At 72.6% G+C, this 23,597-nt stretch carries 21 protein-coding genes; 10 read left to right on the top strand and 11 right to left on the bottom strand.

The genetic code is table 11. From position 1 onward, the window contains the following. Both ACFCZ1_RS07165 and ACFCZ1_RS07160 read right to left on the bottom strand, forming a co-directional pair. Positions 1 to 606 (bottom strand): (2Fe-2S)-binding protein, encoded by a 606-nt coding sequence (locus ACFCZ1_RS07165; RefSeq protein ID WP_376677366.1) that lies wholly within the window; start codon positions 604 to 606, stop codon positions 1 to 3. Between the two features lie 2 nt (positions 607 to 608). Next, positions 609 to 1,505: an FAD binding domain-containing protein gene (locus ACFCZ1_RS07160; protein ID WP_376677365.1), complete on the bottom strand. Its 897-nt coding sequence runs from the start codon at positions 1,503 to 1,505 to the stop codon at positions 609 to 611. A 254-nt stretch (positions 1,506 to 1,759) separates the two neighbouring features. On the opposite strand from ACFCZ1_RS07160, the gene ACFCZ1_RS07155 reads away from it, so the two are divergent. Both ACFCZ1_RS07155 and ACFCZ1_RS07150 read left to right on the top strand, forming a co-directional pair. Continuing rightward, positions 1,760 to 3,439, top strand: a complete 1,680-nt coding sequence (locus ACFCZ1_RS07155; protein WP_376677364.1) for a PucR family transcriptional regulator — start codon at positions 1,760 to 1,762, stop codon at positions 3,437 to 3,439. Between the two features lie 182 nt (positions 3,440 to 3,621). Further along, a complete protein-coding gene (locus ACFCZ1_RS07150) occupies positions 3,622 to 4,398 on the top strand; it encodes a hypothetical protein (RefSeq protein WP_376677363.1) in 777 nt (258 codons plus the stop codon). 164 nt (positions 4,399 to 4,562) lie between these two features. On the opposite strand, the gene ACFCZ1_RS07145 is transcribed toward ACFCZ1_RS07150, so the two are convergent. After that, positions 4,563 to 5,234, bottom strand: a complete 672-nt coding sequence (locus ACFCZ1_RS07145) for a GntR family transcriptional regulator (protein WP_376677403.1) — start codon at positions 5,232 to 5,234, stop codon at positions 4,563 to 4,565. A gap of 90 nt (positions 5,235 to 5,324) precedes the next feature. Between ACFCZ1_RS07145 and ACFCZ1_RS07140 the strand changes: the two genes are divergently transcribed. Together ACFCZ1_RS07140 and ACFCZ1_RS07135 are read left to right on the top strand one after the other, a co-directional pair. After that, on the top strand, positions 5,325 to 6,215 hold the full coding sequence (locus ACFCZ1_RS07140) for a (2Fe-2S)-binding protein (RefSeq protein ID WP_376677362.1): 891 nt from the start codon (positions 5,325 to 5,327) through the stop codon (positions 6,213 to 6,215). A 197-nt stretch (positions 6,216 to 6,412) separates the two neighbouring features. Next, positions 6,413 to 7,474 (top strand): DUF2637 domain-containing protein, encoded by a 1,062-nt coding sequence (locus ACFCZ1_RS07135; protein ID WP_376677361.1) that lies wholly within the window; start codon positions 6,413 to 6,415, stop codon positions 7,472 to 7,474. Positions 7,475 to 7,567: 93 nt separating this feature from the next. Here the strand turns inward: ACFCZ1_RS07135 and ACFCZ1_RS07130 are convergent, their stop codons facing one another. The 3 genes from ACFCZ1_RS07130 to ACFCZ1_RS07120 form a co-directional block, all read right to left on the bottom strand. Beyond that, positions 7,568 to 8,098 carry an ATP-binding protein gene (locus ACFCZ1_RS07130; RefSeq protein WP_376677360.1) on the bottom strand — a complete coding sequence of 177 codons (531 nt, stop codon included), beginning with the start codon at positions 8,096 to 8,098 and terminating at the stop codon, positions 7,568 to 7,570. A gap of 31 nt (positions 8,099 to 8,129) precedes the next feature. Further along, on the bottom strand, positions 8,130 to 9,872 hold the full coding sequence (locus tag ACFCZ1_RS07125) for a pyruvate dehydrogenase (protein ID WP_376677402.1): 1,743 nt from the start codon (positions 9,870 to 9,872) through the stop codon (positions 8,130 to 8,132). Positions 9,873 to 9,957: 85 nt separating this feature from the next. Further along, entirely contained in the window at positions 9,958 to 11,613 is a 1,656-nt protein-coding gene (locus ACFCZ1_RS07120; RefSeq protein ID WP_376677359.1) for a protein phosphatase 2C domain-containing protein, read from the bottom strand. 397 nt (positions 11,614 to 12,010) lie between these two features. On the opposite strand from ACFCZ1_RS07120, the gene ACFCZ1_RS07115 reads away from it, so the two are divergent. From ACFCZ1_RS07115 to ACFCZ1_RS07095, 5 genes are all read left to right on the top strand, one after another. After that, entirely contained in the window at positions 12,011 to 12,988 is a 978-nt protein-coding gene (locus ACFCZ1_RS07115; protein ID WP_376677401.1) for a helix-turn-helix domain-containing protein, read from the top strand. Positions 12,989 to 13,012: 24 nt separating this feature from the next. Beyond that, the gene (locus ACFCZ1_RS07110) at positions 13,013 to 13,498 is read left to right on the top strand and encodes a DUF456 domain-containing protein (protein WP_376677358.1); all 486 of its coding nucleotides are present in this window, start codon (positions 13,013 to 13,015) and stop codon (positions 13,496 to 13,498) included. Between the two features lie 55 nt (positions 13,499 to 13,553). Continuing rightward, positions 13,554 to 13,925 carry a PPOX class F420-dependent oxidoreductase gene (locus tag ACFCZ1_RS07105; protein WP_376677357.1) on the top strand — a complete coding sequence of 124 codons (372 nt, stop codon included), beginning with the start codon at positions 13,554 to 13,556 and terminating at the stop codon, positions 13,923 to 13,925. Positions 13,926 to 14,391: 466 nt separating this feature from the next. Then, the gene (locus ACFCZ1_RS07100) at positions 14,392 to 15,774 is read left to right on the top strand and encodes a hypothetical protein (protein WP_376677356.1); all 1,383 of its coding nucleotides are present in this window, start codon (positions 14,392 to 14,394) and stop codon (positions 15,772 to 15,774) included. Positions 15,775 to 15,900: 126 nt separating this feature from the next. Then, the gene (locus ACFCZ1_RS07095) at positions 15,901 to 16,629 is read left to right on the top strand and encodes a hypothetical protein (protein ID WP_376677355.1); all 729 of its coding nucleotides are present in this window, start codon (positions 15,901 to 15,903) and stop codon (positions 16,627 to 16,629) included. A 347-nt stretch (positions 16,630 to 16,976) separates the two neighbouring features. Here ACFCZ1_RS07095 and rsgA read toward each other — a convergent pair whose 3' ends face one another. The 4 genes from rsgA to ACFCZ1_RS07075 form a co-directional block, all read right to left on the bottom strand. Further along, entirely contained in the window at positions 16,977 to 18,119 is a 1,143-nt protein-coding gene (gene rsgA / locus ACFCZ1_RS07090; RefSeq protein WP_376677354.1) for a ribosome small subunit-dependent GTPase A, read from the bottom strand. A 248-nt stretch (positions 18,120 to 18,367) separates the two neighbouring features. Next, on the bottom strand, positions 18,368 to 19,237 hold the full coding sequence (locus tag ACFCZ1_RS07085) for a hypothetical protein (protein ID WP_376677353.1): 870 nt from the start codon (positions 19,235 to 19,237) through the stop codon (positions 18,368 to 18,370). Next, complete coding sequence (locus ACFCZ1_RS07080) at positions 19,234 to 19,890, bottom strand: response regulator (RefSeq protein WP_376677352.1); 657 nt, start codon at positions 19,888 to 19,890, stop codon at positions 19,234 to 19,236. Before ACFCZ1_RS07080 ends, ACFCZ1_RS07085 begins: the two co-directional genes overlap by 4 nt. Next, positions 19,878 to 21,152, bottom strand: coding sequence for a histidine kinase (locus ACFCZ1_RS07075; RefSeq protein ID WP_376677351.1), 1,275 nt, complete (start codon positions 21,150 to 21,152; stop codon positions 19,878 to 19,880). Before ACFCZ1_RS07075 ends, ACFCZ1_RS07080 begins: the two co-directional genes overlap by 13 nt. 176 nt (positions 21,153 to 21,328) lie before the next feature. Here ACFCZ1_RS07075 and ACFCZ1_RS07070 point away from each other — a divergent pair, with 176 nt between their 5' ends. After that, a complete protein-coding gene (locus tag ACFCZ1_RS07070) occupies positions 21,329 to 21,724 on the top strand; it encodes a hypothetical protein (protein ID WP_376677350.1) in 396 nt (131 codons plus the stop codon). 745 nt (positions 21,725 to 22,469) lie between these two features. Here ACFCZ1_RS07070 and ACFCZ1_RS07065 read toward each other — a convergent pair. Further along, a complete protein-coding gene (locus ACFCZ1_RS07065; RefSeq protein WP_376677349.1) occupies positions 22,470 to 23,594 on the bottom strand; it encodes a YihY/virulence factor BrkB family protein in 1,125 nt (374 codons plus the stop codon). Between the last annotated feature and the right edge of the window lie 3 nt (positions 23,595 to 23,597).

Genomic DNA, 23,597 nt, shown 5'->3' with positions numbered 1-23,597 from the left:
TCAGACCGCCTCTGCCTGACGGGCGGCCGCGAGGCGGACCGCGTCGAGGATCTTCTCGTAGCCGGTGCAGCGGCACAGGTTGCCGGACAGGGCCTCGCGGATGTCCTGGTCGGACGGGGAGGAGTTCTCCTCCAGCAGCGCGTCGGCCTGGACCAGGAGGCCCGGGGTGCAGAAACCGCACTGGACGGCGCCGGCGTCGATGAACGCCTGCTGGATGTTGGAGAGCGGGGCGCCCTCGCCGGTCTGCGAGTCGGCGGGCCTGGCCTGCCACTGCTTGGCCGCGTCCAGGGACACGCCCTTGCTTCCGCAGCCGCCTCCGGCGCCGCAGGCACCGCCGTGGCCGTGCTCCTCGCGCTGCCTGGCGAAGTCCGCGAGGCCCTCGACGGTCACGACGTCGCGGCCCTCGACCTGACCGGCCGCGACCAGACAGGAACAGACCGGCACGCCGTCGAGGCGGACGGTGCAGGAACCGCACTCGCCCTGCTCACAGGCGTTCTTCGAACCCGGCAGGCCCAGGCGCTCGCGCAGGACGTAGAGGAGGGACTCGCCCTCCCATACGTCGTCGGCTTCCTGCTGACGGCCGTTGACAGTGAAATTGACGCGCATGATTACGCAGCCCCTTCAAGCGAGCGGCCGTTGCCGGTACCGCGGTACTGCTCCCAGGTCCAGACGAGCTGGCGGCGAGCCATGATGCCAACCGCGTGACGGCGGTACTTCGCCGTTCCGCGGACGTCGTCGATCGGGTTGGCCGCGCCGGAGGCGAGGTCACCGAACTGCTTGGCGATCGACGGGGTGATGACCTTGCCGGACTCCCAGAAGCCGCCCTCTTCGAGCGCGGCGTTCAGGAACTCCTCGGCGGCCTTCGCCCGGATCGGGGTCGGCGCGGCCGAACCGATGCCGGTGCGAACCGTGCGGGTCCCGGGGTGCAGTGCCAGGCCGAAGGCGCAGACGGCGATGACCATCGCGTTGCGGGAGCCGACCTTGGAGTACTGCTGGGGTCCGTCCGCCTTCTTGATGTGGACGGTCTTGATGAGCTCGTCGGCGGCGAGCGCGTTGCGCTTGACGCCGGTGTAGAACTCGTCGATCGGGATCAGGCGGGTGCCGCGTACGGACTCCACCTCGACCTCGGCGCCCGCCGCGAGGAGCGCGGGGTGGGAGTCACCGGCCGGCGAGGCGCAGCCGAGGTTGCCGCCGACACCGCCCCGGTTGCGGATCTGCGGGGACGCGACCGTGTGCGAGGCGAGCGCGAGACCCGGGAGCTCCGTACGGAGGTTCTCCATGATCTGCGTGTACGGGACGGAGGCGCCCAGACGGACCACGTCCTCGCCGACCTCCCACTCCCGCAGCAGACCGATGCGGTTCAGGTCCAGAAGGTATTCCGGCCGGCGGTGGTCGAAGTTGATCTCGACCATCACGTCGGTGCCACCCGCAATCGGCACAGCTGTGGGGAACTCGGCCTTAGCGGCGAGCGCCTCCTCCCAGCTGGCGGGGCGAAGGAAGTCCATGAGCGGCTCTCTTCTTCTTCATCGTGTCGTTCACTTCAAGCCAGGAGGCCTAAGGGCCCTCGACTGGTCGTTCACGTGCTGTTAACGCGGTGCGGACTCAGTACACCGGCCCCCCGTCCCCCGGGTGCAGTCACCGAAACCATGAAGGAGTTGGCTGGCGCCCTCCCTCGTCTTGTAGATTCGTATGAAAGGCAGGATGCGACGACCTGCCCGATTTCCAACGGCAACATTCGAGACAGATCGGCGGCGACATCATGCGGCTGCGCGCACTGCTGGAAACCGAGGCGCTGGGGCTGCGGCTGCTGGGCGGCGAGGACGAACTCGACCGGACGGTGCGCGGGGTCATGACGACCGACCTGCGCGATCCCAGCCGATACCTCTCCGGGGGCGAACTCGTCCTCACCGGCCTGGCCTGGCGTAGAAATTCAGCCGATTCAGAGCCGTTCGTACGAATCCTCGCGAGTGCCGGCGTCGCCGGGCTCGCCGCGGGCGAAGCAGAGCTGGGAGCCATCCCGGACGATCTGGTGTCAGCCTGTCGGCGCAACCGGCTGCCGCTGTTCGCCGTGAACGAGGACGTTGCATTCGCCACGATCACCGAGTACGTGGTGCGCCAGGTTTCCGGTGAGCGCGCGGGGGACCTGGCGGCCGTCGTCGACCGCCACCGCCGTCTGATGACCTCGGGGCCGGCCGGCGGCGGACCCGATGTGGTGCTGGATCTGCTCACCACCGACCTCGATCTCCGGGCCTGGGTGCTCTCGCCCACGGGCAGGCAGATCGCCGGGGCCGGCGAGCCGCTGGCACCGGGCATCTGCTCGGTGCTGGCGAGTGAACACCTCGCGGCGGTCCGGACAGGCCGCAGGGGTCCGCACCGGATCTCCATTCAGGGTATTACGTACTCCCTCTTCCCGATCAGGGGACACGGCCGCGCAGCCGCCGGCCCGGCCGCCCGGGACGTGCGCGAGAGCGTGCTGTCGGACTGGCTGCTGGCCGTCGAGGCGGACGCGGGCGACTGGCCCGCCGAACGCCTGGACCTGCTCCAGGGCGTCACCCAGCTGATCGCCGTCGAGCGGGACCGGCGCGACGCCGCCCGCACCGTGCGCCGCCGCCTCGCACAGGAGGTCCTCGAACTGGTCCAGACGGGTGCCCCGCCCGCCGAGATCGCCGCCCGCCTGCGCGTGGCCGCCCCCGTGCTGCTGCCGGGACTGGGCGCCGCCCCGCACTGGCAGGTCGTCGTGGCCCGGGTCGACTGGGAGGGCGGGGACATCCCCGGCGGCCCGGTGGCGCAGTCGCTGCTGGAGGAGATCCTCGTCGACCCCTCCGTCTCGGGGCCGGAGCCCTCGGACCGGATCGCCGTCGCCCACGCCGGGGACGAGGCCATCGCCCTCGTACCGCTGCCGTCGCTGTCCGGGGAGGGCGGGGAGGAGGCGGGCCCCGAATCGGCCCTGCACGCCGACGACCTGCTCTCGGCCGTACGGGACCCCCTGCAGGCCGGCCTGGCCGACGACGGGCGCCTGACGCTGGGCGTCAGCGCGGCCGTGCACTCCGCGGAGGGGCTGCGCGGCGCGCTGGAGGAGGCCCGGCACGCCCGCCGGGTCGCCGCGGCCCGCCCGGGCCGGGTCTGCGCGGCGGGCCACCACGAGCTGGCCTCGCACGTGCTGCTGCTGCCGTTCGTACCGGACGACGTGCGCCGGGCCTTCACGGCCCGGCTGCTGGACCCGCTGCGCGACTACGACCAGCGCCACCGCGCGGAGCTCATCCCGACCCTGGAGGCCTTCCTCGACTGCGACGGCTCCTGGACCCGCTGCGCGACGCGGCTGCACCTGCACGTCAACACGCTGCGCTACCGGGTCGGGCGAATCGAGCAGTTGACGTCGCGAGACCTGTCCCGGCTGGAGGACAAGCTCGACTTCTTCCTGGCACTGCGCATGAGCTGAGGAGATCCGCCCAGGCGGCCGGCCCGGTCCGGCCGGGGTTGGCTGATGATCCGTCCGGACTTTGTGAAAAGGTTCACCCGACCCCTTGGCCGGAGCCTGCGATCCGTGCTCTCATTTCGCCCCAGGGCTCAACGATGTGCTGCTTGAATTGCTTTGGGGAGGGCAATGTGGCGGATACCGCCATGTCGAGTGCCGGATCCACCGGGGGAGACGACCCCCTCCAGCGGGCGATATGGCGGCTGCGCTCGCGCGGCTGTTGGACCGACGCCGCGGCGCTGCTGACACCACACGGCGGCGGGGCCGCCCACGCGGGAGCCGCCGTGCAGCGGACCGCGCTGCTGGTCGAGCGCTGCCTGTTCACCGGGCAGGGCTGGGCCGAGGCCGAGGACGCGCTGCGGATCGCCGAGGCGGTGGCGCGGGACGACGACGACCGCGGCGCGGCCGCGTGCGAGCGGGGCCAGCTGGCGTACGCGGCCACCGTGCTCGGCGTACGCGACCGGGCCGACGAGGCCCGTTCCGCGCTGGGCCGTGCGGCGGCCCTGCTCGCGCCCGGCTCCCGGACCCGACCGCTGCTGGACTTCCGGCGCGGGCTGGTCGCGGAGCACCTGGCGGACGATCCGCAGTCGGCGCGTCCGGCGTACCACCGGGCGCATGCGGGGGCCGAGGCCCACGGGGACGCTCTGCTGCTGTCCTTCACCTGGCGGCACCTGGCGGCGCTGGCCCTGCGGGACGGCGAGGTGGCGGAGGCCCGCGAGGGGTTCACGGAGTCCCTGCGGATCCGCGAGGAGCTGGGCTTCCTGATCGGCACGGCCCCGGCGCTGGCCGCGCTGGCCGAGGTCGAGCCCGAGCCCGAGGCGGCCCGTCTGCGCGCGGAGGCCCGCCGCTTGTTCCACCTCCTGGGCGGCATCCCCACGTGGCTGGCGGACCAGCTCCGGCCGGCCCCGTCTCCCGCGGCGTAGCCCGCGTACCGACACGGCGCCGCGCGCCCGCGTTCCGTACGCGGGCGGGGCGGGATTGCCCTGCGGGGCGATCCCGCCCCGCGGGCACGCCCGGCCCCGGCGGCGACGCCGCAGACGTTTCAGCGCCGGACGTTTCAGCGCCGGACGTTTCAGCCGCAGACGTTTCAGGGGGCCGCCGTCGCGAAGTGTTCGCGTACGAGGGACTCCACCACCGCGAGGTCACCGGCGATCAGCGCCTCCAGCAGCGCCGAGTGCTCCGCCGCGTCGGCGACGAGCTCCGCCCGCCGCACCCGCGCAGCGCCCGGCAGGGGCCATTGCGCCCGGCGGTGCAGTTCCTCGGCCACCTGGACCAGCTGGTCGTTGCCGGCCAGCGCGAGCACCTCCCGGTGGAAGGCCCGGTCCGCCTCCGCGTAGGCCGGTACGTCGCCCGCCGCGGCCGCCTCCGCCGTCGCGGCGGCCGCCGGCCGCAGGGCCTCCCACGTCTCCGCGGGCACCCTGCGGGCCAGCCTCAGCATCACGGGGACTTCGAGCAGGGCCCGTACCTCGGCCAGCTCGGCCAGCTCGCGCGCGGTGTGCGACAGGACGCGGAAGCCCCGGTTCGGGAGGCATTCCACGGCACCCTCCAGCGCCAGTTGCTGCATCGCCTCGCGTACGGGCGTCGCGGAGACCCCGAAGCGCTCCCCCAGCGCGGGCCCCGAGTAGATCTCGCCCGGCACCAGCTCGCCGTCCACCAGCGCCGCGCGCAGGGCGTCGAGGATCTGCCCGCGCACCGAATGGCGTAGCACCTTCCGGGTTTCTTTCTGCGCCGGGATCAACGGCACGCGGTCCTCCTCCAGCTCTCGACCTGTTCTGAGAGGATACGACCTGATCGCGATCGGGTAAGGTAAGGCTAACCTGTTAACGATCGCGCGATTCGGTGGTCCGTCATGACCGTCACGGCCGTTTTCCCCACCCCGGACGTCACGTCCGCCCCGCCCGGCTCCGCGGTGGCGGACGCGTACGCCCGCCTGACGGAGGCGTTCAGCGGCCTGCGGGTCACCGAACGGGCCGCGCACGAGGACCCTCCCGGCGGTGCGGGCTGGGTCCGCGCGGAGGACCTCGCGGCGGGCGGGCCGGCCCTGGACGCCTTCCTCGCCTGGGACGACGCCCAAGTGCTGCGGGACTACGGGCGCCAGGCCCGCCCCGACGTGGTCGCGAGCTTCGGGCTGCACCGGTACGCGTGGCCGGCCTGTCTGCTGGTCACCGTGCCGTGGTTCCTGCACCGACGGGTCCCCCGACTCCCGGTCCGCGAGGTGGCCTTCCACCGGACGCTGGGCCGGATGACCGTGCGGGTCGACGGCTTCGCCTGCCTGCCGGACGACCCGGCGGCCGCCCTCCCGGGTGCCCGCGTCGTGCCCGACGAGGAGGCCCTGCGCGGCGAGGTGCGGGCGGCGGTGGCCCAGCACCTCGGCCCCGTGCTGGAAGGTTTCGGCCCGCGCATGAGACGCGGCCGCCGCGCCCTGTGGGGCATGGTGACCGACGAGGTCGTCGAGAGCCTCTGGTACGTCGGCCACCTGCTCGGCGAGGAGCAGCGGGCCATGGCCGAGCTGGAGGCGCTCCTGCCCGGCTCGACCGCCCCCTACACCGGGGGCGCGGGCTTCCGCACCCTCTGCGGCCCGGACGGCACGGAGCTGCCCACGCGGGACCGGGCCAGCTGCTGCCTCTTCTACACGATCCGGCCGGACGACACCTGCGTCACCTGCCCCCGGACCGGCGACGCTGACCGCGTCGCCCGGCTCACCGCCGCCGCCGCCACCACCGCCACCGCCACCGCCTGAACCCACCCACAAGGGTGACCGTATTCGAACTCAACCACGTCCGGACGGGCGCCAGTTCGAATAACAACACCCTATCCGGCGGGCCCGGCCCCCCGATGGCGTCCTCTTGCCCCGAATCCCGCGTGCACGCCCGGCCACCTGCGCCACTATGGCGCCCGGAAGCCGCACAGCCGCAGACGCGAGGCAAGGAAATCCGCATGAGACTGACCGACATATCGCTGGACTGGCTGCTGCCCGGCAGCCTGCTGATCCTGGGCGTACTTGCGGCAGTTGCGGTACTGGCCCGGGGCAAGCGCGAGAGCGAGAAGGCCGCGGCCGAGGACAGCTGGGAGCGCAGCGAGGAGCGCCGCAGGCGCAAGGAAGCCGTCTACGGGACCGCCTCGTACGTCCTGCTCTTCTGCTGCGCGGCGGTCGCCGCCGCTCTCTCCTTCCACGGGCTGGTCGGCTTCGGCCGGCAAAACCTCAACCTTTCCGGCGGCTGGGAGTACCTGGTCCCCTTCGGCCTCGACGGCGCCGCCATGTTCTGCTCGGTGCTCGCCGTCCGCGAGGCCAGCCACGGCGACGCGGCCCTCGGCTCGCGCATGCTGGTCTGGCTGTTCGCGGGCGCGGCCGCGTGGTTCAACTGGGTGCACGCGCCGCGCGGGATGGGCCACGACGGGGCCCCGCAGTTCTTCGCCGGCATGTCGCTCTCGGCAGCCGTCCTCTTCGACCGGGCCCTCAAGCAGACCCGCCGGGCGGCGCTGCGCGAACAGGGCCTGATCCCCCGGCCGCTGCCGCAGATCCGCATGGTCCGCTGGCTCCGGGCACCCCGGGAGACCTTCGGCGCGTGGTCGCTCATGCTGCTGGAGGGGGTGCGCACCCTCGACGAGGCCGTGGACGACGTGCGCGAGGACAAGAAGGAGAAGGCGAACGACCGGCACCGCAGGCGGGAGCAGCACCGCCTGGACCGTGCGCACATCAGGGCGCTGGGCCGGCAGAACAGGGCGTTCGGGCGGGCACGCGCCCGCGAGGGCGACATGCCGGGGCTGGCTCCCGGAACGGGCTCCGCGCCGGTCGGCGCGGAGCCGGCCATACCGGACCGGGACCAGCTGCCACCCCTGCGCCGAAGGCCCTCCCTGCAGGCCGTCAACGCGACCGACTCCTTTGAGGTGACCGGCCCCCGGACGGTGGACCTCACCGCCGAGGACGACACCCAGGCGCTCCCCCGGCTCGACTCGCTGGAACGCAAACTGAAGGACTTGGAGCAGCAGTTCGGCTGAACGGTCCTCCACCGGAACACCCGGTGGAACCCCGGAACCCCCGAACCCCGGCCCCGGAACCCCGGCTCCCGAACCCCGGAGGGCTCGTCTGTCTCAGGCGAGCCCTCCGTCCAGTTCGAACCAGACCACCTTGCCCCGGCCCGGCCCCGCCACCTCCACGCCCCAGGCGTCGGCGAGCGCCTGCACCAGCATCAGCCCCCGGCCGTGCGTACCGTCGTCGGCGGTCGGTACGTACGGCCGGGGCCGGCGGGAGGCGTAGTCCCGGACCTCCACCCGTAAGCGGGTGGAGGCGAGGCTCGCGGACACTTCCGCGCCCTGCTCGGTGTGGACGAGGGCGTTGGTGACGAGCTCGGTGATGAGGAGTTCGGCCACCTCCGCGCAGTCGGTCCCGCACCGGTGTCGCATCAACTCCCGTAAGGACCGCCGGATTTCGCCCACGGCCTTCAGGTCGGCCCGGCGCACGCTGCGGGTGATCTCCGCCCCGTCCCCCGCTTCCCCGTCCCCGACCGACGGTTCGCGCGGTACGGGCCGGCCCCTCCCCCACGGCTTTGCTGTCTTCGCCCCCACCCGCACGGCGATGTCCCTCCCGTGTCCACTGCTCTCGAACAGGTCTACGGGATGCATGCCCCCTGGGCGGTTCCGCACTCCTTCGGGCTTATGGACGCGGTACGTTGCGGAGGTTGGATCGAGCCATCTGGATCATCCGGCCCACCCCGCCGTCCAGCACGATCTTGCTGGCGGAAAGTGCGAATCCGGTCACCATCTCGGCGCTGATCCTCGGCGGAATCGACAGGGCGTTGGGGTCGGTCACCACATCCACCAGAGCGGGCCCCCGGTGCTTGAAGGCGTCCTTCAGAGCCCCTGTGAGCTGCTTGGGCTTCTCCACGCGCACCCCGTAGGCGCCCGCCGCGCGGGCGAGGGCGGCGAAGTCCGGGTTCTTGTTCGCCGTGCCGTAGGAGGGCAGGCCGGAATCCAGCATCTCCAACTCGACCATACCGAGCGATGAGTTGTTGAAGAGGACCACTTTGACGGGCAGGTCGTACTGCACCAGGGTGAGGAAATCTCCCATCAGCATCGAGAAACCGCCATCACCCGACATCGACACCACTTGACGGTTCCGGTCGGTGAACTGTGCGCCGATGGCCTGCGGGAGGGCGTTGGCCATGGAGCCGTGACTGAAGGAGCCGATGATGCGCCGCTTGCCGTTCGGGGAAAGATAGCGCGCGGCCCACACATTGCACATGCCGGTGTCGACGGTGAATACGGCATCCTCATCGGCGAGTTCGTCGAGGACCGAAGCCACGTACTCGGGGTGGACGGGCGTGCGCTTCTCCACCTTGCGCGTGTAGGCCTTGACCACGCCCTCCAGCGCGTCCGCGTGCTTCTTGAGCATCCGGTCCAGGAAGCGGCGGTCCGTCTTGACCTTCACGCGCGTGTTCAGGGCGCGCAGGGTCTCCCGTACGTCTCCCCAGACCGCGAGGTCCAACTGGGAGCGGCGGCCGAGGTGTTCGGGCCGGATGTCCACCTGGACGATCTTCACGTCGTCGGGGAGGAAGGCGTTGTACGGGAAGTCCGTGCCGAGCAGGATCAGCAGGTCGCACTCGTGGGTCGCCTCGTAGGCCGCGCCGTAGCCGAGGAGCCCGCTCATGCCGACGTCGTAGGGGTTGTCGTACTGGATCCACTCCTTGCCGCGCAGGGCGTGCCCGATGGGTGCCTTGACCCGGCCGGCGAACTCCATCACCTCGGTGTGCGCACCGGCGGTGCCGCTGCCGCAGAAGAGGGTGACCTTGTCCGCCTCGTCGACGAGGCGGACGAGCTTCTCGATCTCGCCGTCGCCGGGGCGTACCGAGGGCCGGGCGGTGACCAGGGCGTGCTCCACGGTCTTCTCGGGCGCGGGCTCGGCGGCGATGTCCCCGGGCAGCGCGACCACGCCGACGCCGCTGCGGCCGATGGCGTGCTGGATGGCGGTCTGCAGCACGCGGGGCATCTGGCGGGGGTTGGAGATCAACTCGCTGTAGTGGCTGCACTCGGTGAACAGCCGGTCGGGATGGGTCTCCTGGAAGTAGCCGAGGCCGATCTCCGAGGAGGGGATGTGGGAGGCGAGCGCGAGCACCGGGGCCATCGAGCGGTGGGCGTCGTACAGGCCGTTGATCAGGTGCAGGTTTCCCGGGCCGCAGGATCCCGCGCAGGCAGCGAGACGACCGGTGATCTGCGCCTCCGCGCCGGCCGCGAAGGCCGCCGTCTCCTCATGGCGGACCTGGATCCATTCGATGTCACCCGTCCGGCGGATCGCGTCCACCACGGGGTTGAGGCTGTCGCCAACGACCCCGTACATCCTGCGGACACCGGCGCGCACGAGGATGTCGACGAACTGCTGCGCCACGTTCTGCTTGGCCATGGGGGAGGCACCCTTCGCGGTCTGCGGACCGGTCTCGTCCGCGTCTCCGTTGCGTGTGCCTCCCATCCAGCCATGTATGCGCCGGTTACGCCTCCCAGACGGCGGCGGCCGTGCGGTCGTCGGCGTAGCCCTTGAGGCGGAGCTGGGTGTCCGCGAGGAAGGCGGCGAGGCCCGGCGGCTGCGGGTCGGCCCAGCGCGCGGCGAGTTCCGCCGCGAGGAGCGCCTCCTCCCGCATCGGCTCGGCCAGGCCGCCCGAGCACAGCATCAGGGTGTCGCCCGGGCGGGCCACGGACGCGCGGAACCGGAAGCCGCCGTCGACGGGCTCGGTGGCCTCGGATGCCGCCGCGGCGGTCCCGGCCGGGTCGCCGGGGAATCCGGCCGCCGGTTCCAGGTCCTGCCACGCACCGGACCGGAGCCGGAACAGCCCGCCCGCGCCGGCCCCGAAGCACACACGGGTCCGGCATTCGGGGTCCACCGGGAGCAGCAGCCCGCGCACTCCGGCGGTGTACGCCTCCTCGGCGAGCCCCAGCTCTGCGGCACGGGCCCGCAGCCGCCCGTACCCCCGGTCGGTGAGGCGCTGGAGGCCGGAGCGCAGGGCGTCGCGGCGTCCGGCCCGGATGTCGTCGGCCAGCCGCTCCTGGCTGCGCCCGACGGCCGCCGCGATGGTGCGGCAGAGCTCGGCGGCGGCCTCGGCGGCTCCGGGGGCGGCCCGGTCGCCGCCGGCGAGGGCCACCAGTACCAGGGCGTCGTCGCCGCTGCCGAAGCGGGCGGTGATCAGGAAGTCCCGGCGGGCCTCGCCGCGGAAGCGTGCGGAGTCCCCGCGCAGGGAGGCGGCGCGCAGGGTGTACGTGCCGTAACGGGCGCCCTCCAGGACGGTGTCGGGGGTCAGCGCGTCGAGAGCGGCGGGGTCGGCGGGCGGGAGCGCGCCGGGCTCGGCCGCGTACGTGGGGGCGCGGTCGCCGAGGTGGCGCACCTCGGGCCGCCGCCGCTCGGGGTCCGCCGGTTCGGGTGCGGGTTCGGGTGCCGGTGCGGGCTCGGGTGCGTCCCAGTGCCGGGTCGGCGGCCCCGACGGCGGGACCGGCGGCACGTCCACGTCCCCGAGGACGTACGCGGTGACACCCCCCGCCCGCGGATCGCGCGGGGGCGCCGGGGGTACGGCTGGAGCGGCGGGTACGGGTGGCTGCTGCTCCGGGGCCGGACGCGGGCCCGGGAGCGGGGCGTGCGGCGGGGCCGGAGGCGGGGGCAGGCCCGGAAGGGGGGCCTGCGGCGGCCCCGGTACGCCGGACTCCGGCGGCGGAGCCGCGTGCGGCGGTCGCACCGGCAGACCCGAATCCCGGCCCGGCACCTGCCCAACGCCCGGAAACGGAACCTGCGGCGGCCCCGGTACGCCGGACTCCAGCAGCGGAGCCGGTGGTGGTGCGGGCGGCCAGCCCGGCGGAGGCGGGGGCGGGGAGCGGCGGGGGCCCGGGAGCAGTGGCTCCGCCGCGGGAGGGGCGGGCGGCGGCTCCGGTGGCCGCACGGGCACCGCCTCGGGCCCCGGCGCCGCCGGAACCTCGCCCGGTCCCGGGTCCCATCCCGGTCCCGGTCCCGGTCCCGGTCCCGGTCCCGGGTCCGTCGTCAGGACCGACGCCGAACGGAAGCGGTTGTCCAGGGTGTCCCCCTGGTCGGCTTCCGGGACCGCGTCCGGGTCCTCGTAGAGCTTCTGCCACCAGTCGTCCGCGCCCGCGCCCTGCTGACTCATGTCCCCATTCTCGGCCTCCCGGTCGGGCGGAGAACGCCGAATGCACGAAAAGGGTCCACCGGACCGCCGCCCGGTGGACCCCTCTGTCATGCCCCGTGACGACTGGCGGACGTCACACGCCCGAGCTGCCGTCCGGGTCACGGATGCGCCGTTCGCGGCAGGTTCGGCCGGTTCGGTCGGTCCGGCTTCAGCGGGACCGGACTCCCCGGCTGAATTCCGGCCAACTACCGCATTGCACGGCAAGCTGCCGCGTAAATGGCGTCTGACCAGCGGATGTTGATGCTGTGGCGGCGTCACCTTGGCAGAGTGGCGGGGGGTGCGGTGATGATGTCCGCGGCGGGTACGCGCCGTGGCCGCTTCCCGCCGGGCGGCGGGTGCTGAGAGATGGGTGGACGGGTTGCTGGGTGCGATAGGCCTGGACGAGGGTCAGGAGTCGGCGTACCGCGCGCTGGTGGCGCTGGGGGCGGTGGAGGTGCCCGATCTCGCGCACCGGCTGACCCTGCCGGTGCCTCAGACCGAACGGGCGCTGCGGCACCTGGAACGGCAGGGCCTCGCCGCGCAGTCCTCCGCCCGGCCGGGGCGCTGGGTGGCGGCCCCGCCGGGAGTCGCCCTGGGCGCGCTGCTCACCCGGCAGCGGCAGGAGCTGGAGCAGGCGGAGCTGGCGGCTGCGCGGCTGGCCGAGGAGTACCGGGCGGAGGCGGCCGAGCCGGCGGTTCACGACCTGGTGGAGGTGGTGCAGGGCGCGAGTGCGGTGGCGCAGCGCTTCCGCCAGGTCCGGCTGGGCGCGGCGGAAGAGGTGTGCGCGCTGGTCACCGGTCGGCCGCAGGGGGTGCCGGGCACGGACGACGAGGCGCAGGACCGGGTCTGCGCACGCGGCGTCGAGCACCGGGTGGTCATCGAGCGGGAGGTGCTGAGCACGCCGGGCGGCATGCGCGAGGCGTCGACGGCGCTGGCCCGGGGCGAGCGGGTGCGGGTGACGGGGGAGGTCCCGACGAGGCTGGTGATCGCGGACCGGAGGCTCGCCGTGGTCCCGCTGACGGCGGGCGGGGCGGAGCCCTCGGCGCTGGTGGTGCACGCGTCGGGGCTGCTGGAGTCCCTGATGGGCCTGTTCGAGGCGGTGTGGCGGGAGTCCCTGCCGCTGCGGCTGGGCGCGTCGGGCTCCCCGGAGGAGTCGGACGGCGCGCCGGACGCCACGGACCTGGAGGTACTGACCCTGCTGCTGGCGGGGATGACGGACGCGAGCGTGGCCAAACACCTGGAGCTGGGCCTGCGGACGGTACAGCGACGGGTGAAGGGCCTGATGGAGCTGTCCGGGGTCACGACGCGGCTCCAGCTGGGCTGGCACGCGTACGAGCGGGGCTGGGTGGCCCGATAGCCCCTGATCGGTCACGCTGAGCAGATGGATCCGCCTCAGCTGCTCCTGGTGGGGCTGGTGCTGCTGCTCGGGCTGCTGGGGGTGCTGGTCCCCGGCGTACCCGGTACCTGGCTGGTGTGGGCGGGCGTCATGTGGTGGGCGCTGCGCGTACGGTCGGCGGCGGCCTGGTCCCTGCTGGTCGCGGCGACGGCCCTGCTGCTGGTGGTGCAGGTGGTGAAGTGGCTGCTCCCGCCGCGCCGGCTGCGGGGAGTGGCGGCGAGCCGCAGGATGGCGGTGTACGCGGGGGCCGGCGCGGTCCTGGGCTTCGTGCTGATCCCGGTGGTGGGGGCGGTCCCGGGTTTCGTGGGCGGCATCTACCTCTGCGAACGGCTCCGCCTCGGGACGCACGGCGAGGCGTGGGCGTCGGTACGCGCGGTGATGCGTGCGGTGGGTACGAGCGTGCTGGTTGAGCTGTTCGCTTGCCTGATGGTGGTGGGCGCGTGGTTCGGCGCGGTGGTGGCGGGGGTCTGACGGCCTAGGACCGCGGCCCGATGCGGGGGGCCACCGCGCCTGCGAGGCTTCCCGTATGACGGACTTCGAGGGTTTCAGCGAGGCGGAACTGACCTACCTCCGCTCACAGCGCCTGGGCCGCCTGGCCACGGTGGACGCGGCCGGACAGCCGCAGGCGAACCCGGTGGGCTTCTTCCCCCAGGAGGACGGCACGATCCTGGTGGGCGGCATGGCGATGGGCACGACGAAGAAGTGGCGCAACCTCCAGCGCAATCCGCGGCTGGCACTGGTCGTGGACGACCTGGTGAGCACCCGCCCGTGGCGCGTGCGCGGCATCGAGGTCCGGGGCCACGCCACACTGGAGGTGGGCCCGCACACCCTGGGCCCCCATTTCAGCCCCGAGGTCATCCGCATCCACCCGGACCACGTCCACACGTGGGGCCTTTGAGGCACCGGGAGGGCTCCCCGCGCCGCACATGCCCGGGCGGGGCCGGCAGTACCAGCCCCTCGGTGGTGAGGGGTTCGCAGGTCCGGCCGGGTCAGGAGATGGGTTCGTCGGCGTACTTTCCGCCGACGCACATCCACAGGCCGGTATCGGAGTCGTACTGGACCTTTCCGCCATTCGCCATGCACGTACGCCCGTCGACACCGGGCACGGCGGCCTGGGCGGCAGAGCCCACGGTTCCAAGAACGGCCAATATCACGGCAGCGGCAAACCCGATAAGTCGTGTACGCATGCGGAGCTCCCGTCAGGACGAGTGATTCGTCGTGCCCAGGTTCACCCCGCACCGCGTCACGGCGCCCAGCCTGTTAGCCCAATCGGGTGATAGGCGTACCTCCGTCATGACACGGATGGCGCACCCGGGGCGCACGTTCGAGGGGCGGGCACCCTGCACAAGCGGCAGGCTGGTGTCATGGCCAACACGCCCGTGATATCCGTAGGGGCACCGGATGAACTCGGCTTGCGGAAAGTCATCATCGACGGTAAGCCCGCAGGCAGGGTGTGGTCCCCCAGGGAGCTGCAAAGACTCCTGCACCGTGCCGGTGTGCCGTTCGGGCACGACATCCATTGGATCGGCGGGGACAGCACCGTCTGGCCGGATCGCCCATGGCCCCGGCGAATCGTCGGCACCGTCATGGCAATCGGCCTCCTGGCGACCGCGAGCGTGCTCGCCAAGATCGGCATAGCGGACACCCTGGACGCCCTCACCTACGGCGGACGAATCGCAGGGTTCACCTTCCTCGTCCTGGCCCTGATCGAAGTGATTGCCACACTGGCCGCCGTCGACTACTGGCGCAAGCGACAGGCGAAGTACTCAGGGGCGGCCGTCCTGTTCGGAGCCCTGATCGCCCTCGGCATCAGCTCGGTGCTCCTCATGGTGCAGATCAGCGGCCATGTGTACAACATTTACCTGCTGCTGTGGGTGCCCCTCACGCTCTGGTCCTCATGGGCGCTGTGGATACTCACCCGCTGCCGGGCGTGGGAAGGAATCCGCAATCCCAGGCGCATCGCCATCGGGGCGGTCATCCCCGCCCTCCTCGCAGCCACCAACCTGACGTATTCGCAATTCTATGTCCCCTATGTGACATCTCCATTGGTGCAGAGTGGAGCCGAATTCAGAACGCCAAGCCTGAACAAGGACAGGAAGACGATGTACCTGCCGGTCCACCTGTACGTGAAGAACTCCGGACAGGTCCCCGTCTATATCCTCGGCAGCATCTTCTGGCTCAAGGGTCTATTGCCCAAAAACAACGGGAGGCCCACCCAGATCGACTCCCGCGAGTTCGTCACACCACCAGGGCGGGCTTTGAACCCCGGAGAAGAGATCGCACAAGACGCGGTCGTCGAGATCAACGATCCAGACAAGTTCAATTTTGAAGCGGTCAGCGCCCAGACCGAACTTTACGTGATCAGAAAAGACAGAATGACAATGACTGCCGATTATGAGCGCTCAAAGAAGGGGATGAAGGAGCTCAGGGCGAGAGGAAAGGATATCCCCAAAGGACCTCCTGGCGCAGAGTTCAGGTATCAATCGGTGATCTCGAACAGCAACGAGCTCCTCAATGTGACCAGAGGCCGACAGTGTGTATCACTGTGGTGGGTGCGGGACACGGACGGTACGACATACATCCATGTGGACGTGACGCCGCCGGGGGAAAGTAAAGCCGCCCTTGACTTCGACAATCCCTATGCGAACAAAGCGACTATCAATCGGTACGGCCTGACGAGGGTACGCGGCTCCATGGCACAGACACCCTTCGTGGAACTCCAGGAGAAGGCTCAGGACCAGCGTTGAGGGTTGTCCCGCACCTCGGCAGGTGAGTCGACCGCCCTCCGCCGAAGGGCGTGACGAGCGTCCGCACGTCCCGTCCGAGCCACCCCGCGCCGACCACGCCCCGCACCGGAACGATTGAATACCCACGTGATCGATTGGACGCAGGTGCTCGACCCCCGCGGGACCGCCGGGCGGGTGCCCGCCCTCCTGGACCAGGTGGAACGCGTCGGCGGCGCCGAAGCATGGGACGGCCTCTGGGACGAGTTGTGTCTCGATGGCGAGACCGTGGTTCCGGCGAGCTTCGCCGCACTTCCACGCCTGGTGGCACTCGGCCGAACAAGCCCCCAGGCGCTGAGCCTGGCCGGATCCATCATGCGCGGGGCCCTCCAGGACCACGGCGCCGACGACCTGCTGCTGAAATGCACCGACGCGGCGGCCCGGCTCCGCAAGCTCCTGGACCAACGCCTGGAGTCCCGGCCAGCCGGCTATCTGCACGCCTTCCGTGACCTGCTGGCCGCCGACGGGCAATACCACTGGAGCGCCGTACTGGGGGACTTCACGGACGACTTCTACCACCTGCGCTGCCCGCACTGCGACGTGGAGGTGACCGTCGCCATCGGCGACTACGGCCGGTACTCGGCGATCCGGGACTGGCATGCCGGAGACACGGAAAGACGCGATCTGAGGCCCGCGCCGCCCGAAGACCTCGTCGGCACCGGACGATGGATGTACGACACGGCGGTCCGTGACGGCCAGGACCGGCTCGCCACCGGCCTCACCTACCTCTTCGGGCGAGCCGAATGCCCTCGGTGTGCCAGCACGTTCGTCATCGCGGCGGAGTACACGGCCGCCAACCTCCCTTCCCCGGGCGAGTGACCCGGGAGCGCGGTGCCGATCGGACCCGATCGAATCGGTTCGGTCACGGCTCTCGCCTGTGTGGTAGCTGTGCGCACGGGAGTTGATCGCTCGACGTGGGCAACGGCTGTACGGCCGGCCCGTGCGTCCGCCCCGCCGCAGGGGGGGGCGGCTGCGGGCAGACGGGATCGGGGGGCCGGGCACGCCGGACACGTTCCGTACGCAACTCGGGCACCGCGTCCTGTGCGGGTGGCGCGGCGGATCAGTCGCTCGTGGCAGCAGACGGCGGCGGCACGTCGTCGCTGCACCCGGGGCCCTGGGCACGGACAGGTGCCGCACAGACACGCGCCCGCGCCCAGGGCCGGGACCTAGGCCCGGCCGCCGCGCTTCGCCGCGTAGTTGGCCCGGCCCTGCGCCGTTTTGAGGCGCCAGTCACGGCGCAGCTCCGAGCGGAGCCTGGCGTCCGTCTTCGCCACGATCCGCTGGTTCTCCCTCAGCAGCTTGCGGTAGCTGTCCAGGCGGCGCTCCGCCAGCTCGCCCGAGGCGACCGCTGCCAGCACCGCGCACCCCGGCTCCGCCTCGTGGGCGCAGTCGTGGAAGCGGCACCTCGCCGCGTACTCCTCGATCTCCGAGAAGACCTGGCCGACCCCGGCCTCGGCGTCCCAGAGCCCGACGCCGCGCAGCCCCGGCGTGTCGATCAGGACGCCGCCGCCCGGCAGGGCGAGCAGGTTGCGCGTCGTCGTGGTGTGGCGGCCCTTGCCGTCGACCTCGCGGGCCTCCTGGACCTCCATGACCTCGGCGCCGAGCAGCGCGTTGGCCAGCGTGGACTTGCCGGCGCCCGAGATGCCGAGGAGCACACTGGTGCCGTCGGCGACGACGGCGGCGAGGACGTCCGTGCCCTCCCCGGTGAGGGAGGAGACGGTGAGGACCTGAACCCCCGGCGCGGTGGTCTCCACGTCCTGGACGAGGTGCGCGAGCGTCGCCGGGTCCGGGACGAGGTCCGTCTTGGTGAGGACCACCAGCGGCTGCGCTCCCGATTCCCACGCCAGGGCCAGGAAGCGCTCGATGCGCCCGAGGTCCAGTTCGACGGCGAGAGAGACGGCGATGATCGCGTGGTCGACGTTGGCGGCGAGGATCTGTCCCTCGGACCGCTGCGAGGAGGTGGAGCGTACGAATGCGGTCCGGCGCGGCAGGTAGGCCTTCACGTAGCGCGGGTTGCCCGCCGCTTCCACGGCCGCCCAGTCCCCGGTGCAGATGACCCGGAGCGGGTCGTGCGGGGTGACGAAGGCGGTGTCGGCGCGGACGATGCCGTCCTCGGTCATGAGGTCGCACTGACCGCGGTCGACGCGCACGACCCGGCCGGGCACGAGACCCTGCTCGGCGTACGGAGCGAACTCGGCCGCCCAGGCATCGTCCCAGCCGAAGGGGCTGAGCGCGTGCGAGAGCGAAGAGGCCTGCGGGAAAGAAGAGAAAGACAAGGGAAACCCTTCACAGGGTGGCCCCGGCAGCATGCGCCCGCTCGATGGCGGTGCGCGAAGAAGTGAGTGAGGTCAGCCGGAGACCACGGAAGTGACATTGATGGTCTTCTGAGTGCGGGCAGCGCCCTGCGCGACGACAGTCATCAATGAACTCACCTCCGGGTCATGCACGTGCTGGCGGTTCCGCACCGGTCGGCGGGAACGGATCCACCGTAACAAGTCCTCTCACGCGCACGCCAATTCTTTTTCCGCCTCCCGTATTCCGCCTCCCGTACGGGGTTCTACGGGCCGCCCGGGTACGAGGCCTCGGCGCGGCCCGAGGCCGCCTCGATGTCCAGCGTGCGGGGCGAGCCGGGGTCGCGCAGGGCGTCCGGCACCTCGCACCGGCCCGCTCGGGCCTCGCAGTGGACCCGGAAGCGGGTGGCCCGGGGCACGGTGAGGACCGTGTGGCCGGAGCCGACGCGGGCGGTCAACCGGTCCGGCGGGGCGGTGAAGGTCGTGTCTGCGTTGCCGGACCCGACGCGGATGTCGGCCCGGGCCGAGGTGAGGCCGGCGGCCCGCAGGTGCCCGGAGCCGATCTCCGCGCGCAGGTCGCCCCGCAGGGCGCTGATGTCGATCTGGCCGGAGTCGACCCGCGCGTCGACGTCGCCGCCCAGACCGCTGAGGGAGACCCGGCCGCCGTCGGCCGTCACCGTCACCGGGATGCCCGCGGGTACGGTCACCTGCAGCCTGACCGAGCAGCCGGACCCGGCGGTCACCCAGGAGCCCGCGCCGGGGCAGTGCGGGGTCAGTCGCAGGGTGTCGCCGAGCCAGCTCTGCTCGATGGTGGGCGCCTTGAGCGCCCAGCTGAGCTCGGCGCGGTAGCCGACCTCCTGGTCCCCGCGGGGGGTGACGGTGACGTCGGAGTCACCGCCCACGATCTGCAGGGCGGTCACGGGCCGGCCGCCGCTGCCGCCCTCCAGGACGAGGCTGTGCACGGTTCCGTACGCCCGGGCCTGCCAGATGACCGGCGTGAGGACGAGCAACGCGCTGAGCAGCGCGGCGACGGTCCACGCCGGCCGCTGCCCCGGCCGGTCCCGCGACGGAGCCCGGAGGGAAGCCGGAGCCGGACCAGAAGGTGATCCCGTGGCCGGGTCCTGAGCCGCGGTCACGGAGTGCCGTCCAGGAAGCGCAGGACGGCGAGGACCCGGCGGTGGTCGCCGTCGGCCGGGGGCAGGTCGAGCTTGGCGAAGATGTTGTTGATGTGCTTGGCCACCGCGCTCTCGCTCACGACGAGTTCGGCCGCGATCCCGGCGTTGGAGCGGCCCTCCGCCATCAGGGCCAGCACCTCGCGCTCGCGCGGGGTGAGGCGCTCCAGGGGGTCCGGTCCGCCGCCCCGGCGCAGCAGGAGCTGGGCGACGACCTGCGGGTCGAGCGCCGTGCCGCCGGAGGCCACGCGCCGCAGCGCGTCGATGAACTCCTCGACGTCCGCGACCCGTTGTTTGAGCAGGTAGCCGATGCCGGAGCCGCTCTGGGCGGCCAGCAGCTCGGCGGCGTACCGCTCCTCCACGTACTGGGAGAGCAGCAGCACCGCGGTACCGGGGCTCTGCCGGCGGATCATCAGGGCCGCCCGGACTCCCTCGTCGGTGAAGCCGGGTGGCATCCGCACGTCGACGAGCGCGAGGTCGGGGCGGTGTTCCTCGACGGCGGCGAGCAGACCCTCGGCGTCGCCGGTCTCGGCGGCCACCTCGAATCCGGCCATTTCGAGGACCTTGACGAGTCCTATGCGCAGGAGGACGGAGTCCTCGGCGATCACAGCGCGCACGGCAGCTCCACGGTGATGACGGTCGGGCCCCCGAGGGGGCTGTGGATCATGATGGTTCCGTCGACCGACCCTACGCGTTTGCGCAGGCCGACCAGGCCGGTGCCGCCCGCCGGGTCGGCTCCGCCCACCCCGTCGTCGGTGACGGTGACGCGCAGCAGGTCCCCGCGGCGGCCGGCCCCGCCCGGCGCGAGGTCGCGTACGACCCGCACCGAACACCGTTCGGCGCGGGCGTGTTTGGCCACGTTGGCGAGGGTCTCGGAGACCACGAAGTAGGCGACGGCCTCGATGGTGGCGCCCGGCCGGGTCCCGATGTCCACGGTCAGTTCGACGGGGAAGGGGGCGCGGGCAGCGATCCCGGAGAGCGCCGCGTCGAGCCCGCGGTCCTCCAGTACGGCCGGATGCAGGCCCCGTACCAGGCTGCCCAGTTCCTCGATGGCCTCTTTCGCCTCGCGGTGGGCCTCGTCGATGACGGCCTTGGCCTCGGGCGGCAGGTCGGTGAGGGTGGCGCGGGCGATGCCCAGGTTCATGGCGAGGGCGACGAGGCGCTGCTGGGCGCCGTCGTGCAAGTCCCGTTCGATGCGTCGGCGTTCGAGGTCGGCGGCGTCCAGGACACCGGCCCGGCTCTCCGCGAGGTCCTCGACCCGCCGCTCCAGTTCCCGGGAACGGTTGGGGCCGAGGAGGGCGGCCGCCGCCGACGCGTCCAGGCGGGCCGCGAGGGCGGCCGCCCAGGGCGCGGCGAGCAGCAGCAGGACGCCGGCGGTGGTGACGAGGTCGTACTCGCCGGTCCAGCCCGGGGTACGGGTGTCCGCGGGCAGGATCCAGCACCAGGCGTAGACGGACGCGCCGGCTGCGCCGCAGGCCCAGATGAGGACCACCAGCGCCCCGGCCGCGGCGGCGAGCGGGCTGACCAGGAGGTGGTAGCCGTACTGCCGCCAGGTGGCCTCCGAGCGCAGCCGTTCGGCCAGTCCGCGCGGGGTCCACCAGCTGCGCTCCCGCACGATCTCCGGCACGTCGAGGCCGAGCAGCGCCCAGAAGCGGCTGCGCTGGAGCGTGGTGAGCAGCGGGCAGAGGGCCAGGACCAGGACCAGCGGGACGGGGCTGCGACCGGGCGCGAGGGCCGCGTACGTGAGGCCGAGGAGGGCGGGCAGGGCCGGCGGGATCGCGGCCACGGTGAAGGTCGTGTTGCGCCGGGCCCACGCCGACCACGGTGTGTGCGCCGCGATCCAGGTGTACGTACGCCTCGGTGCGCCGGGAGTTGCCATGTCCGTACGGTAATCGTCCTGGTCAGGGGCATGCCATCACGTTGGTGCCCGCCGGGGGGTGGTCCTGGCACCACCCCGGCTTCGGACAGTGGTGTGAGTGACCGCGGCGGGGCCGGCCGACGAGGGTGGTGGTGTGCCCGGGGACGGTCCGCCGGGACGGAAGGAGACCCGCCGCCATGGCATTTGTCGCCCCGCAGGCCCGCGCCTGGCGCACCCCTCGCACGGCCGGCCTGTTCACCGGCGCGGGGGTGGCGCTGGTGCCGTGGATGCTGGTGCTGGCGAAGACCGTGCCGCAGACGGCCGAGGTCCCGAACTGGGCCACCGCGTGGATCGGACTGGACCTGATGCTGGCCGCCGGGCTGACCGGGACGGGCCTGCTGCTGCGCCGGGGGGATCCCCGCGCGTCGGCGGTGGCCGCGGCGACCGCCGCGCTGCTGGCGATGGACGCCTGGTTCGACGTCACGACCTCGCTCGGGACCGGTCAGCAGGGCATGGCGCTGCTGCTGGCGGCGGGCGCCGAACTGCCGCTCGCGCTGGCGTGCGCTGCGGTGGCCTTGCGGCGACGGGGCTGAGGGCTCGCCCGCGTGCCGGTCGGAGGGTGCCCGTTTCGTTCAGCCGCAGGTCGGAGCCGCCCTGCCCGGGGGCTGCGGACCGGGGGGGGCCGGAGGAGACCACCGCCCGTTTCGGCCCGCCCGGGCCCGGCCCCCCGGCGACGGCCGCGCGGCGCAGGCTTTCGTGTGCCGCTCCCCCGCCGGGGTGGACGCGCTGGGCGCCGGGTTGACCGATGCGGGGTACACCGGGCGCCTGAAGCCCCGGGCCCCCCTTCCGGGGCCGGCGCTACGCCGTGGTCCTCGACCCGGACGGCTGCGCGGCACCGCTCTTCGCCCGCAGGGCCGGCCCCGGCCACGCCGGGCACGCCGGGCACGCCGGGCACGCCGGGCACGCCGGGCACGCCGACCGTACGCAGCGCCACCCGCCACCCGGCTCCCGGCCGCCGCGCCCCCACCTCCAAGCCCCCGGGGCGCCCCGGGCCCCGCGACGGCTCCGAGAACCCGCAACCGCCCGGTGGGCCCCGGCGCGCCCGGCAGCAGTGCGTCGGGGCCTGCAGGGCTCGGGGGCCGTCGGGGCGCCTTCGGGGTCGGGCGCGGCCGAGACGGTCTCCGGCGCCGCGGCTCCGGGCCCGGGGAGTTCCCGTCCCCGCACCCGCGACGGAGCCCGCGGCCGAGCCCGCGCCGCAGGCCACCCTCCCCTGACGGCCGGCCGCGGCCGCGCCCGGGGCCTCCTCCGCCCGTACACCCGCCCGGGCCGGGAGGGCTGTCAGTGCTTGCGCAGCCGCGACGAGTAGTCCTCCGGCGGCAGGAACTTCGACCACCGCTCGGGAAACTCGGACGGCATCCCGTCGTCCTCGTCGTCCTCCGACTCGCCCTCCGCCATCGCCCGCCAGGCCGCGGCCCGCGCGATCAGCTCGGCGGCCTGCGCCTCGCGGGCCCGCTCGTTCGCCTCGCGGGCCGCCGCCGTGGCCACCGAGGGCCAGACCCGGTCGATCGCCGCGTTGACGGCCGCGCCGACGAGGACCGCGAAGGCCGAGATTCCGATCCACAGCAGCACCGCCACCGGCGCGGCCAGTGATCCGTAGATCGTCGGACCCTCCACGGTGTTGGTCAGGTAGATGCGCAGCAGGAACGAACCGAGCACCCACATGGCCAGGGCCACCAACGCACCCGGCACGTCCTCGATCCAGGGCGAGCGCACCGGTACCGACACGTGGTAGAGCGTCGTCAGGAAGGCGATCGACAGGAGGGTCACCGTCGGCCAGTACAGGATGGCGATCACCTCGGTGCCCCAGGGCACCAGCCGGACCACCGCGTCGGGTCCGACCACCATCAGCGGCAGCACGATCGCGCCGATCAGCAGGGCGATCACGTACAACAGGAAGGCCAGCAGCCGGGTCTTGACGATGCCGCGCTGCCCGTCGAGCCCGTACATCACGGTGATGGTGTCGATGAAGACGTTGACCGCGCGCGAGCCCGACCACAGGGCGAAGGCGAAGCCGAGCGAGATCAGGTCGGGGCGGCCGCGTCCGGTGACGTCGTCGAGCAGCGGTCGGGCGATGTCGTTGACGCCCCGGTCCGACAGGACGGTGCCGACCGCCCGCAGGATGTTCTCCTCGATGCTCTCGACGGTGCGGGTGTCCGTCCAGCCGTCCACATAGCCGAGGAGGCCGAGCAGGCCGAGGAAGAGCGGGGGCAGCGAGAGGAGCGTGAAGAAGGCCGCCTCGGCCGCGAGCCCGAGGATCCGGTACTCGATGCACGAGTTGACGGTGTCCTTCAGCAGCAGCCAGCCCATCTTCCGCTTCGAGACGTTGCGGTAGAGGGCGCGGGCCCGGTGGAGCCGTCCATGGCGTCCGAGGATCCGCTCGGGTGTTTCTTTTGCTGGCTGCACGTC

It is taken from the genome of Streptomyces sp. NPDC056224 (assembly GCF_042267665.1).
Taxonomy (GTDB): domain Bacteria; phylum Actinomycetota; class Actinomycetes; order Streptomycetales; family Streptomycetaceae; genus Streptomyces.
Note: the sequence above shows the minus strand (reverse complement) of the source record. Positions and strands in the feature narration are given on the sequence as shown.

What these genes read in the sequence shown, in the direction of transcription:
- ACFCZ1_RS07100 (WP_376677356.1), top strand. Translation starts at nt 14,392, where the DNA reads ATGGCCAACACGCCCGTGATATCCGTAGGGGCACCGGATGAACTCGGC.
- ACFCZ1_RS07160 (WP_376677365.1), bottom strand. Translation starts at nt 1,505, where the DNA reads ATGGACTTCCTTCGCCCCGCCAGCTGGGAGGAGGCGCTCGCCGCTAAG.
- rsgA (WP_376677354.1), bottom strand. Translation starts at nt 18,119, where the DNA reads ATGCTGCCGGGGCCACCCTGTGAAGGGTTTCCCTTGTCTTTCTCTTCT.
- ACFCZ1_RS07110 (WP_376677358.1), top strand. Translation starts at nt 13,013, where the DNA reads ATGGATCCGCCTCAGCTGCTCCTGGTGGGGCTGGTGCTGCTGCTCGGG.
- ACFCZ1_RS07105 (WP_376677357.1), top strand. Translation starts at nt 13,554, where the DNA reads ATGACGGACTTCGAGGGTTTCAGCGAGGCGGAACTGACCTACCTCCGC.
- ACFCZ1_RS07070 (WP_376677350.1), top strand. Translation starts at nt 21,329, where the DNA reads ATGGCATTTGTCGCCCCGCAGGCCCGCGCCTGGCGCACCCCTCGCACG.
- ACFCZ1_RS07165 (WP_376677366.1), bottom strand. Translation starts at nt 606, where the DNA reads ATGCGCGTCAATTTCACTGTCAACGGCCGTCAGCAGGAAGCCGACGAC.
- ACFCZ1_RS07135 (WP_376677361.1), top strand. Translation starts at nt 6,413, where the DNA reads ATGAGACTGACCGACATATCGCTGGACTGGCTGCTGCCCGGCAGCCTG.
- ACFCZ1_RS07120 (WP_376677359.1), bottom strand. Translation starts at nt 11,613, where the DNA reads ATGAGTCAGCAGGGCGCGGGCGCGGACGACTGGTGGCAGAAGCTCTAC.
- ACFCZ1_RS07125 (WP_376677402.1), bottom strand. Translation starts at nt 9,872, where the DNA reads ATGGCCAAGCAGAACGTGGCGCAGCAGTTCGTCGACATCCTCGTGCGC.
- ACFCZ1_RS07150 (WP_376677363.1), top strand. Translation starts at nt 3,622, where the DNA reads ATGTCGAGTGCCGGATCCACCGGGGGAGACGACCCCCTCCAGCGGGCG.
- ACFCZ1_RS07130 (WP_376677360.1), bottom strand. Translation starts at nt 8,098, where the DNA reads ATGCATCCCGTAGACCTGTTCGAGAGCAGTGGACACGGGAGGGACATC.
- ACFCZ1_RS07140 (WP_376677362.1), top strand. Translation starts at nt 5,325, where the DNA reads ATGACCGTCACGGCCGTTTTCCCCACCCCGGACGTCACGTCCGCCCCG.
- ACFCZ1_RS07155 (WP_376677364.1), top strand. Translation starts at nt 1,760, where the DNA reads ATGCGGCTGCGCGCACTGCTGGAAACCGAGGCGCTGGGGCTGCGGCTG.
- ACFCZ1_RS07075 (WP_376677351.1), bottom strand. Translation starts at nt 21,152, where the DNA reads ATGGCAACTCCCGGCGCACCGAGGCGTACGTACACCTGGATCGCGGCG.